The organism is Mucilaginibacter sp. OK268 (assembly GCF_900103125.1).
Lineage (GTDB): Bacteria > Bacteroidota > Bacteroidia > Sphingobacteriales > Sphingobacteriaceae > Mucilaginibacter.
Map to the genome: position 1 here is coordinate 1,091,165 of NZ_FNJV01000002.1, position 12,042 is coordinate 1,103,206.

11 protein-coding genes are annotated in these 12,042 nt (G+C 42.7%); 8 read left to right on the forward strand and 3 right to left on the reverse strand.

Annotation, left to right across the window (positions count from 1 at the left end; genetic code table 11):
• Positions 1-120 precede the first annotated feature (120 nt).
• Positions 121-783 carry a GumC domain-containing protein gene (locus BLR84_RS10300; RefSeq protein ID WP_090467495.1) on the forward strand — a complete coding sequence of 221 codons (663 nt, stop codon included), beginning with the start codon at positions 121-123 and terminating at the stop codon, positions 781-783.
• 167 nt (positions 784-950) lie between these two features.
• Here BLR84_RS10300 and BLR84_RS10305 read toward each other — a convergent pair whose 3' ends face one another.
• Positions 951-1,616, reverse strand: coding sequence for a phosphatase PAP2 family protein (locus tag BLR84_RS10305; RefSeq protein WP_090467497.1), 666 nt, complete (start codon positions 1,614-1,616; stop codon positions 951-953).
• Positions 1,617-1,696: 80 nt separating this feature from the next.
• Here BLR84_RS10305 and BLR84_RS10310 point away from each other — a divergent pair, with 80 nt between their 5' ends.
• Both BLR84_RS10310 and BLR84_RS10315 read left to right on the forward strand, forming a co-directional pair.
• The gene (locus BLR84_RS10310) at positions 1,697-3,628 is read left to right on the forward strand and encodes an amino acid permease (RefSeq protein WP_090467499.1); all 1,932 of its coding nucleotides are present in this window, start codon (positions 1,697-1,699) and stop codon (positions 3,626-3,628) included.
• 255 nt (positions 3,629-3,883) lie between these two features.
• Positions 3,884-4,297 carry a DUF5655 domain-containing protein gene (locus BLR84_RS10315; RefSeq protein ID WP_255366910.1) on the forward strand — a complete coding sequence of 138 codons (414 nt, stop codon included), beginning with the start codon at positions 3,884-3,886 and terminating at the stop codon, positions 4,295-4,297.
• Positions 4,298-4,383: 86 nt separating this feature from the next.
• Here BLR84_RS10315 and BLR84_RS10320 read toward each other — a convergent pair whose 3' ends face one another.
• Positions 4,384-5,001 carry a phosphatase PAP2 family protein gene (locus tag BLR84_RS10320; RefSeq protein WP_090467501.1) on the reverse strand — a complete coding sequence of 206 codons (618 nt, stop codon included), beginning with the start codon at positions 4,999-5,001 and terminating at the stop codon, positions 4,384-4,386.
• Positions 5,002-5,257: 256 nt separating this feature from the next.
• The gene (locus tag BLR84_RS10325; RefSeq protein ID WP_090467503.1) at positions 5,258-7,207 is read right to left on the reverse strand and encodes a KUP/HAK/KT family potassium transporter; all 1,950 of its coding nucleotides are present in this window, start codon (positions 7,205-7,207) and stop codon (positions 5,258-5,260) included.
• Between the two features lie 194 nt (positions 7,208-7,401).
• Between BLR84_RS10325 and BLR84_RS10330 the strand changes: the two genes are divergently transcribed.
• From BLR84_RS10330 to BLR84_RS10350, 5 genes are all read left to right on the forward strand, one after another.
• Positions 7,402-7,914, forward strand: a complete 513-nt coding sequence (locus tag BLR84_RS10330; RefSeq protein ID WP_090467505.1) for a T9SS type A sorting domain-containing protein — start codon at positions 7,402-7,404, stop codon at positions 7,912-7,914.
• 208 nt (positions 7,915-8,122) lie between these two features.
• Positions 8,123-8,734, forward strand: a complete 612-nt coding sequence (locus BLR84_RS10335; RefSeq protein ID WP_090467506.1) for a fumarylacetoacetate hydrolase family protein — start codon at positions 8,123-8,125, stop codon at positions 8,732-8,734.
• Between the two features lie 3 nt (positions 8,735-8,737).
• A complete protein-coding gene (locus BLR84_RS10340; RefSeq protein ID WP_090467508.1) occupies positions 8,738-10,456 on the forward strand; it encodes a M23 family metallopeptidase in 1,719 nt (572 codons plus the stop codon).
• 133 nt (positions 10,457-10,589) lie between these two features.
• Positions 10,590-11,051: a thioredoxin-dependent thiol peroxidase gene (gene bcp, locus BLR84_RS10345; RefSeq protein ID WP_090467510.1), complete on the forward strand. Its 462-nt coding sequence runs from the start codon at positions 10,590-10,592 to the stop codon at positions 11,049-11,051.
• A gap of 49 nt (positions 11,052-11,100) precedes the next feature.
• Positions 11,101-11,946, forward strand: a complete 846-nt coding sequence (locus BLR84_RS10350; RefSeq protein WP_090467512.1) for a transketolase — start codon at positions 11,101-11,103, stop codon at positions 11,944-11,946.
• Positions 11,947-12,042: the final 96 nt, after the last annotated feature.

Consider the following 12,042-nt stretch of genomic DNA (forward strand, 5'->3'; position numbering starts at 1 on the left):
TTAACCATACAGACAAAAACTATTCTATATCTAATTGATAATCAATCAGATAATTGTCATAATAAGTTCATTATTAACTATTATTTTAAACCAACCGCTCCTTTGGAGGTTAAATTAAGTATGAAAAAGATAATTTTAAGTATAACAATCATATGCTTGTTTGCAACACTGGGTTTTAGCCAGGCTTTAAAACCGGTACAGATAGATAGTCTGGTCACGATATCGTTACCTGCTAATTTTTTAAAAAAAGACACACTGGGCCAGCAGATCTATTCCGGAAACGGAGCTTCGGGTTATATGGTAGTGATTAAGGCTAAAAATCCAGCAAATACCAAACCACTGGATAAAGAACGCGATTTAAATGAGGTGCTTAAAAATACCGTGAATGATATCCAGAAACAATCACGTACCGGTCATATCATGAACCTGCGTGATACCACGGTTGGCTCATTAAAGGCTAAAGTATTTACGCTGCGCGTGGATAACAGTAATACTACCGGCGAATCGCCACAGTTAAGGAGCTTTATCCTGATATATACCCGGGAAGCTGCATATACCATCGAATATCTGATCCCTGAAGAACGTCAGGATATAGCTAAAGCTGAATTAAAAGCGTTTAGCAACTCATTAAAAATAGCACCCGAACTGCAACGTCATGACCAATACGTATCTAATGATAAGGGTATTTCCTTTGGCGCCAAAGTAGCTTTATATGGAGGTTTACCTATAGTGCTTATTATTGTGCTGGTAGTTGTCCGCAGAAACAAAAGATTGGTGGCTTAAATTTAAGTAAATCGTCTAAATAATAAAAAGGCCCGGTTTTAAAACCGAGCCTTTTTATTATCTGTCATGCCGAACTTGTTTCGGCATCTCATAAGCAAGGTGTACAACGTGCTGGTTAACCTGTCCTGAGAGATCCTGAAACAAGTTCAGGATGACATGGCTAGTATTTATTTGCGTAGTGTGTGTATCAATCCTTTATTCCATTTATCGTTGTGGATAAATGCCTTACTATCTAACCAACTTAACCAGATCACTGTAACTATTACGCCAATAACTGAACCGGTCACCACATCCTCAAAGAAATGCTGGCTCAGGTACATTCTGGAATAGCCTACGGAGATAGCCACCAGCAAAGCCGGTATGCCCCATAGTTTATTTTTACATAAATAAGTGATCACCACCGTAGCCGAAAATATAGAAACCGTATGCCCCGAAGGGAAACTATGTGTGCCCAATATATATATGCCCTTCACAAAGTGGATATGATCTAACTGGCTGGCAAAATATACCCTGGGCCGGGGCGCGTCAAAAATGTATTTTAATATCTGCGCTACAATACTGGTTATCGCATAACTTGTGGCCAATAATAAACCTTTTCGATAACTGAATAAGCCAATGACCAGGGAAAGCATCACCGCCGTGAGCCCTTCGCCAATATCGGTTACGTAAGGCGCCAGGGTATCTGCCCAGGGCCTGTTTAAACCATTTACGGTAAAATATATAGTTTCGCGGCTGTAGGTTAATTTGATAACCAAACAAACGCATAGCAACAGCAGGTATAGGATAAAAAACGGCCTTATCCGGTACAAAACATCTTTTATTCCTATCTTCATGGCGCAAAATAAGCATATACTTATTCAATGCAAAAAAATGATTATGTTTGAATTTGAGTTGAACTAATTAGCTGAAATAAATGTCGAAAAGTATATTTCGTAAGAAATCTGTAGAAAAAATATTACATGATGTGGAGTGTGGATTTAGTGATAGCGAACACCCGGGAACTGCAACATCGCAACTCAAAAAAGAACTTAATGTAAAAGACCTCACCCTCATGGGCATAGCCGCCGTTGTGGGCGCAGGCATATTTTCAACCATCGGCGAGGCCTCTTTTCATGGCGGACCTGCCGTTTCCATTTTATTTGTAGTTACCGCTATTACCTGTGGTTTTTCGGCGCTTTGTTATGCCGAATTTGCCTCACGTATACCGGTTGCCGGCAGCGCTTACACTTACGCTTACGCCTCTTTTGGCGAACTGATAGCCTGGATCATCGGCTGGGATCTTTTAATGGAATATGCCATCGGTAATATCGCGGTAGCCATATCCTGGAGCGAGTATTTTGTAAACCTTCTCGAGGGCTTTAACATCCACATGCCCAAGTACCTTACCATGGATTATGTGTCGGCTTTACGGGCACATGAACAAGTTCAGGCAGCTGGCAGTCAGCTGGCAGACATTGGCGACCGGGTAAAAATAGCTGCACTGGCATGGAACACTGCTCCCGGTATAGGCAACTTTAAACTGATAGCTAACCTGCCTGCGCTGGGTATTGTATTTGTGATCACCTACCTGGTTTATATTGGCATTCGCGAGACCAAAAAGGCAACCAACGCCATGGTTATCTTAAAAATATTAATTGTTATAGCCGTTATTGTTATCGGCTTTTTTTATGTTACCCCGGCCAACTGGCACCCTTTTATGCCTAACGGCTTTAGCGGGGTAATGAAAGGCGTATCGGGCGTTTTCTTTGCCTACATTGGTTTTGATGCCATATCAACCACAGCCGAAGAGTGCGAAAAACCCCAACGCGATCTGCCCCGCGGCATGATCTATTCGCTTATCATTTGTACGGTATTGTATATACTCATTGCCCTGGTACTTACCGGCATGGTAAGTTACAAAGAGCTGCAGGTTGGCGACCCGCTGGCATTTGTTTTTGCCAAAGTAGGCCTGCATAACATCAGCTATATCATATCTATCAGCGCGGTTATTGCTACGGCCAGTGTGCTATTGATATTTCAGCTGGGCCAACCCCGTATCTGGATGAGCATGAGCCGCGACGGGTTGCTGCCAAAGGCATTTTCACGTATCCACCCCAAATTTCATACGCCAGCATTTGCAACGATAGTTACCGGCTTTGTAGTGGCTATACCGGCCCTGTTCATGAACCTGACGGAAGTTACCGACTTGACCAGCATCGGTACCCTGTTTGCTTTTGTACTGGTATGCGGCGGTGTGCTTTTACTACCGCGTGAAGCGGCACAAGCAGGCAAATTCCATTTGCCTTATGTTAATGGTAAAATAATTATCCCGCTGATAACACTCATTATTTTAGGTGCTTGTATTTACTTTAAGCCGGCCCCTCAGGTAGAGATGATGCAGTTTAAAAAGCTCAAAGACCGGTCGGCCATTATTGAAAGCCTGGATGCCAGGGATAATGCTACGCTGCTTACCAGTTTCAATACACTTTACGGTGATCAGCATATTACCCCAGCTAATGCTACCAAGTACTTCAAAGATATTGAGGAGGATAAATTTGATACCGCGCTTAGGGCTACCACTAATATCACCGATGCTAAAAAGTATTATCTGGGTCTGGATGGCTTCCTGTATAACTTTCCGAACTACCTGTTTTTTATCCTCATCATCATTATCAGCATTTACAGCTTTATCAAAAACTTTTCGCTGATACCGGTGCTGGGCTTAATGAGCTGCTTTTATTTAATGACGGAGTTGGGCTATACCAACTGGCTGCGCTTTTTAATATGGCTGGTGATAGGTTTGGTTATTTACTTTACCTACAGTTATAAAAACAGCGTACTGGGCAGAGAGGCTAAAACGGCTTAGATGATCTTAGTAAAATGACGATCGACTCACCCGGTCTGCGCTTTTTAATACACGCGTCATTGCGAGGTACGAAGCAATCCCCTATTTACAGAGTCGCTTTGTATAGTATAGAGATTGCTTCGTACCTCGCAATGACGCGTGGAGATAAAGAATTTACCCAATCCTCTTTCCAGCGAAGCTGAAGAGAGAGTCGACAAGCGCAGCGATATCGGGGTGAGTAAACTATACAAGCGATAACCTAATTACTACTTCATCATGTGGATATGCCCCATATGTAACCGCGAATTTTCTGCTACCAACCAGGTACATTCTTGTCGTGAGCGTAACCTGGGCGATTTTTTGCAGGGTAAGTCGGAATACACAGTGGGGCTTTTTGATCATTTCATTACGGAATATCTGCAAATAGCGCCCATAAAAGTTTATCCTACCAAAAGCATGATCGCTATAGGCGCCCGTGTAAATTTTGCCTATGTTACCCAATTAGGCAAAAACTTTATTGATGTGGTGCTTCCATTTAAGGAGATATATGAGGATAACCTGTGCTTTACCAAAATAAAAACGGTACCAGGCACCAATGATCACAACCATTATTTCAGGATGTATTATAAAGAAGACTTGAACGATGAGGTCAGAAAATACATGAAAATGGCATACGAAAAAGGGAAGTAGTGTTGAGTCTTAAGTCCGAAGTCTTAAGTTCTGAGGACAAAAAAAGTGATTTGCTTTCAGACTCAGGGCTCAAGACTTAAGACTGCTTACTGCGGATAGGTCTTATGTTTCTTCTTACCCAGGATCCATTGCTGGGCCTTAAAGCTCAGGTAAGCTGAACCTGCTCCTACAAGCGCTCCACCTATAACATCGCTCGGGTAATGCACTCCTAAATACATCCGCGAATATCCTACAGCACCGGCATATAAAAACGAAGGTGCTATTACATACCATTTGGGTATAGCCAAACTTAAAGAGGTAGCCGCCGAAAAAGCAAATGCGGTGTGCCCGGAAGGAAACGAAGGGTCTGTAGGACCTGGCGATTCTTTCAGCGTTATCAGATCTGGGTGTGCTATGTATGGCCGTGTACGGTTAAATATTTTCTTTAATACATAAGTGGAGCCGCCGGCAATTACCAGGGAGGCTCCTGCCTGTAAACCGGTAATTTTAAGATCATCGTCATGGTTTACAAAACCAGCTACCAACAAACCAACCGGTACAGCGGCATCAACATAAATAGCTTTTTTGGTAACAAATCTCCAGGTTTTATCACCACCGCTAACCGGGCCATTGATTCCTTTTAACAGGTTAAGATCAAGCCCCTGGGCAAATAAACCGGTGGCAAAAAACAATGCCCAACACGTTAAATATATTTTCTTTTTCACTTACAGGATTTTACTCAAACGCTGTAAATGTGAAAAAACATTCTGTAGTAATACTGAATTAATACTGGCTTAACGCCTTTTTTTGAGAGGAGCAAGGATTTTTGGAGCAAGGAACAAAGATTGTGAGATTAAGGATCACGAATTAGAACAAAGAACAAGAATCATTTGATAAAGGAATAAAAACAAGATCTTTTTTCTTTGATCCAAAAATCCTTGCTCCTTGCTCCAAAAATCCAATAATCCTTGTTCCAAAAATCTAATTTACCCGGTGTATCTCTATAGCTTCCGGGATCGACAGCATCAGTGGTACTTTCTCTACCGTAACAAAGCTCAGATCCAGACCAAAGCCCCGTTCTTCAGACAAACTCACCTTTTTAAGCTGAACATAAAAATCCATAATGAACCGCTCGTAGAACGACAGGCTGTGCGAGCGCGACAATACTTTTTCAATCACCACAAACCTGAAATCGCCAACGATCTTATGTTTGTTTAATGATTTATAATGACTGGTAATATCCACCTCACCTTTTTTAACCAGATCTTCCACCACTTTGCGAAACAACAGGTTTATTTGTTGCTCCACCCGGAAACCCAGTTTAAAGTCGATCCTGATGAGCTTGTTAGGTACCAGAAATTCTACTTCATACTCGCGTTTGTAAGGCTCATCAACCACGTCAACGTGTACCAGCCAGTAAACATCGGCCCGCTTGGGTTGCTTTTGTAATATGGAATAAACTATTTTCGATTCAATTTCGGAGTTAAAATTGGCGCTGGTTAAATACACCAGCTGCGACGCGTATTTGGGTACGGTTTCATCCGCGCTCAGTTCCTTCAAAATATCAAAGTAATCGTCAATCGCCACAAACTTCACATAACGGTTCCTGATCTTACGGGCGGTATGCCAGGTCCACATTACGGTGAATAGGACGAAACCTATGGATAAGGTAAACCAGCCACCATCCAGGAACTTGTGCAAGTTACCCGCCAGGAAAGTACCCTCGATGGACACGTAAACGATCAAAAATATAGTAATAATATAATTGGGTATCTTTTTGCGCTTCAGGAATTTGGATACGAGTATAGTGGTCATGAGCATGGCCACGGTGATACTTAAACCATAGGCCGCCTCCATCCTATCAGAATGACGGAATATGAGCACCACGCCCAGACAACCTGCCCAAAGTATCCAGTTTACGCTGGGTACATACAACTGGCCTTTTTGTTCTGACGGATAATTGATACGCACCTTGGGCCACAGGTTAAGCCTTACTGCCTCGGCTATCAGTGTAAACGAGCCTGATATCAGGGCCTGGCTGGCAATAATAGCCGCCACCGTAGCAATACCAATACCGTATAACAAGAACCAAACCGGCATTATTTTATAGAACGGATTATTAATATTAAGGTCCATCACAGTGCCATTGCGCTGCAACAACCAAACTGCCTGACCCAGGTAGTTTAATATCAAACAGGTTTTAACATATATCCAGCTGATGCGGATATTGGCTTTACCGCAGTGCCCCAGGTCGGAGTATAAAGCCTCGGCCCCGGTGGTACATAAAAACACCGCACCCAATACAATAAACGCGTTACCACTTGTACTGGAGCTTAGTAATTTGTAAGCATAATATGGGTTTAAGGCCCTTATAATAATTGGATCGTGTATGATGTAGCTTATCCCCAGTACACCCATCATGGTGAACCAGATAAACATAATAGGTCCAAAAGCTTTACCTACCAGCGATGTGCCAAATTGCTGTATCACAAAAAGTACGGTGATGATGGCCATAACAATTTCGACAGTTGGCAATCGAGGATAATAGGTTTGCAAACCTTCAATGGCCGATGATATGGTTATGGGCGGGGTAATAATACCGTCGGCAAGCAGGGCGCAACCGCCTACAACAGCAGGCACTATGAGCCATTTTGCTTTACGGCGAACCAGCGAAAAGAGTGAAAAAATGCCACCCTCACCTTTGTTATCGGCTCGCAGCGTGATCACTACATATTTCAACGTGGTTTGCAGGGTAAGCGTCCAGAAGATGAGGGATACGCCACCAAGTATTAATGTTTCGGATATACGTTGCTGACCAACTATAGCCTTAAATACGTATAATGGGGAGGTACCAATATCACCGTAAATTATTCCTAAACTGATGAGCAGGCCTGCGGCCGTCAGTTTTTGCAGATCTTTATGGTTCGACACTATTATATTTTAAAAGCTGCAAAAATATTAATTTTTTCCGGTAAACTTAAATAAACATTAAACGTATAAACAAAAACGAAGTCTAAACTGTAAAATGGACATATTTTGTTAAATTTTGTTAAAAAGTTTTAGAAAAGCATCATTTTTTTAATTGATGAGGGCTTTATTTATACTTTTGTAGACGAAGACTTAAAATGAGGCGAAAAATAACTTATTCTTTTATTTACACCTATACCTGGTTCATACTAATTGCGATGGCAGTTTTTATGAATCTGGCTTTTGTCTCCGATGCTAAAATTAAAAACGACACTACCTACCTTCGCGCTTCAAAAGAGAAGGCAGGCAAAATGTCCTATTTTAAAAATGGTCTGCACCTGGTATTACCCCCAACAAGGCCCGCAATAACATCAAGCGTAAAAGTGAGCGTTTCGAGGCCCAATGATAAATTATTGAATGATGTGCAGTTATACCCTAACCCGGTTACCGATCAGATCAATTTAAAATATACTCTATCCCGCAATACCAATGTCACCATTAAAATAATGGATGTATTGGGCAATGATATTACCACCATGTTTTCGTCAAGGGTTGATTCCGGCGACCATAACATCAACTACCCTATAGCCAACAAACTTACCCGCGGCTTTTACTTTGTACGCGTGGTAGCCGGTACCGAATCGGTTATCAAACGGATCTCGGTACTGTAATTCGTAATAATTCATCTTTTTATTTTGTCATCCTGAGGCACGAAGGATCTATTGTTTAACTGTACAGGTTGTATAATTAGATGCTTCACTCCGTTCAGCATGACAAACCTTCCACTCAAAGAAATTAAAATCCTATCCACCTTTTTACTAAAATCCCCATACCACTAACCAAGCTTTTTTTTAGCTTTGGCGTTTATAGCTTTTACTTATGAAGATAATTGCCATTGGCCGCAACTATGCCGAACACGCCAAAGAATTAAATAACCCGGTACCCGCCGTTCCGGTTATTTTCATGAAACCCGAAACTGCCATTATCAAGGATAACAAACCTTTTTACCACCCCGATTTTTCTGACGATGTACATCACGAGATCGAGATCGTTTTAAAAATAAGCAAGGAAGGCAAACATATCAGCGAAAAATTCGCCGGCAATTACTACGAAGAGATTGCCCTGGGTGTTGATTTTACCGCCCGCGATATACAGAGCAAGCATAAAGAAAAGGGCTTGCCCTGGGAGCTGGCCAAAGCATTTGACGGCTCGGCCCCAATCAGCGCTTTTGTGCCTAAAAGCAAATTCCCACAGATCTACGATCTGAATTTTAAACTGGATGTGAACGGCGAAACCCGGCAGCAGGGCAATACCCGGGATCTGCTCTTCCCGTTCGAAAACATTATTGCCTTTGTTTCACGATACATCACCCTTAAAAAGGGCGACCTTATATTTACCGGTACCCCGCAGGGTGTATCAAAAGTAAAAGTTGGCGACAGACTGGAAGGATATTTAGAGGATGAAAAATTGCTTGACTTTTACGTTAAATAAAACATGATCAAAAAACAACTGATTATTACCGCGCTATGCCTTGTTTTTAATTTGGACATACAGGCACAAACACCTATACAAAGCAGGCAATACCCGCAAAATTATTTCCGCTACCCGCTTGATCTGCCGCCGACAACAGCCGGATCATTTGGCGAGCTCAGGCCGGCCCACTTTCATTCGGGGCTCGATTTTAAAACCAACCAGCGTACCGGCTACCCGGTACATGCCGCGGCCGATGGTTTTGTTTCACGAGTAAGGGTACAATTTGGCGGTTTTGGCAGGGCTGTTTACATCACCCATCCTAATGGTTATACTACCGTTTATGGTCACCTCGAAGCTTTTTCGCCCGCTATAGCGGCCATAGTAAAAGCCTACCAATACGATCATCAAACCTATGAGGCCGACTTTAATCTCGAGCCTAAACAGGTACCGGTTCAAAAAGGTGATGTATTTGCCATGTCTGGTAATGCCGGCGCATCAGCCGGACCGCATGTGCATTTCGAGATCAGGGATACCCAAACCGAGCAAACTATTAACCCGCAATTGTTTGGCTTAACCATTCCAGACAGGATTCCTCCTACCATCACCTCTATCGGCATCTATCATCTCAATGGTAACCCCTTTAGTGAAAAAACCCAAAAAGAATTTCTGGCAGTAACCGGGGCCACAGGCACAGGCAATTATCACTTATTAAAACCACAGGTATTATACCTGAGCGGCTATGTGGGTTTTGGTATCAATACCACAGATATGAACAGCACCTCAGCCAATCATAACGGCATCTACTCGCTGGAGTTAAAGCTCGACGGCCAAACCGTGTACACTTTTACGGTAGAACGCTTTGCTTTTGACCAGACCCATGCCATCAACGCTTATATTGATTACCCGGCGTTTGAATCATCGCGCCGCTGGATGCAGAAATGCTTTATCTTGCCGGGCAGTCACATATCCCTTTATCCGCAATCCATCAACCGGGGCATCATCACTTTTGATGACAACGCCCTGCATGATGTGGAGTATGTGGTGAAAGACGTGGCTGGCAATACATCAACCCTAAAACTAAAGGTTCAGTCCGAAAAATTTACGCCACCTGCTTATAAAATAGCCGGCACGCTGTTCCATTTTGATAAAAAGAGCGAGTTCAGTACCGATAAGGTAAAAGTGAGCGTTATGCCGGGAAATTTGTATGACGATCTGGATTTCATTTATTCCGTATCCCCAAAAACGGCCTCCGGCTTTTCGCAGGTGCACCATATCCATAACCGCCTTACGCCTATCCATGACAGTTATGACCTTTGGATAAAACCCGACGTGGATCTGGGTAAATATACCGATAAAGCGGTCATCGTAAGTATAGCCGGTGGTTGCCAGGGGGGTTATTTTCAGGATGGCTATGTAAAATCAAAAGTGACTGCCTTTGGTGATTATTTTATCAGGATAGATACCATTCCGCCAGTTATCCGCCCACTCAATATCATCAATGGTAAAAATATGGCCGCGGCCAAAAGTATCAACTTCAGGATGAGCGATAATCTGTCGGGCATTAAAAGCTATAGCGGCACTATCGACAATAAATGGGTTTTAATGGAATGGGATTATAAAAGTAAAATACTAAGTTATACCTTTAGCGGCGAAATTGCTCCTGGTAAGCACGTATTTAAGCTGACAGTTGGCGACAATAAGAATAATTTTTCGGAATTTACAGCCGATTTTTATAAGTAGTATAAGAAGAGTCAAGATATTAGAGTCAAGAATCAAGAAAAGCCCATACAAATAAACTAATGTATGGTTTTGCATCATATTCGTTTCTTGATTCTTGGTTCTTAACTCTTGATTCTAACAACAAACAAAACCTATGGCAACATTAAAAGAAGGCGATAAAGCCCCTGATTTTACGGCAAAGGACCAGAATGGCAAAACCATTTCGCTTGCTGATTACAAAGGAAAAAATGTGATCCTTTATTTTTATCCCAAAGATGACACCCCGGGCTGTACTGCCGAGTCATGCAACTTTAGGGATAACTATCAGGTTTTATCAAAAATTGGCTTTGAAGTGATCGGTGTAAGCACAGACGATGAGAAATCGCACAAAAAATTCGAGACCAAATACAGCCTGCCTTTTACCCTGATAGCCGATAACGAAAAACAAATTGTAGAAGCTTACGGCGTTTGGGTAGAAAAAAACATGTACGGCAAACAATATATGGGTACCGCGCGTACTACTTTCCTGATCAGTGCCGATGGTATCATCAGTAAAATAATTCACAAGGTTGATACGCAAAATGCTTCACAGCAAATACTCGACCTGATATCATAAACTTTAAAAACCATATCCAAGCTATCTTAGCTCTTCCCGAACTTTATTAATGAAACCTACTATTCAAGAATTAGAAAAAACCGCGTCGCAGATCCGTCGCGACATTGTACGTATGGTACACGCCTGCCAATCGGGTCACCCGGGTGGTTCATTAGGTTGTACAGAATATTTCACCGCCCTTTACTTCTCGGTAATGAACCACGATCCGAAGTTTAACATGGATGCCGTGGGCGAGGATATTTTCTTTTTATCAAACGGGCACATTTCGCCTGTATTTTACAGCACACTGGCCCATGCCGGTTATTTTGACAAGGCTGAATTAGCCACTTTCCGCAAGCTGAACACCCGCTTACAAGGTCACCCTACTACGCATGAGCATTTACCTGGAGTGCGTATCGCTTCGGGTTCATTAGGCCAGGGTTTATCGGTAGCTATTGGCGCTGCACTTACCAAAAAACTAAACGGTGATAAATCATTGGTATTTACCCTGCATGGCGATGGTGAATTGCAGGAAGGACAAATATGGGAAGCTGCCATGTTTGCACCGCACAACAAAGTAGATAACCTGATATCGACCATTGATGTGAACGGTCAGCAAATTGACGGACCAACCAACCTGGTACTGTCACTGGGCGATCTGCATGCCAAATGGGAAGCCTTTGGTTGGGACGTTTTGGAGATGAAAGGTAATGACATGGCCGATGTGGTTAAAACGCTGCAGCTGGCCAAAAGCCGCACAGGCCAGGGCAAACCGATCATGATACTGATGCATACCGAAATGGGATATGGTGTTGATTTTATGGTAGGCAGCCACAAATGGCATGGTGTAGCGCCAAACGACGAGCAGCTGCAACTGGCCCTCGGTCAACTGGAAGAAACACTGGGCGATTATTAGCCCACTCTTAGAAGCAAGAGACAAGAATCAAGACACAAGAATTTATCACATAGAATATTTCCCAAAAGCATCTCTCCTTTGAAGAGGGGTTGGGGT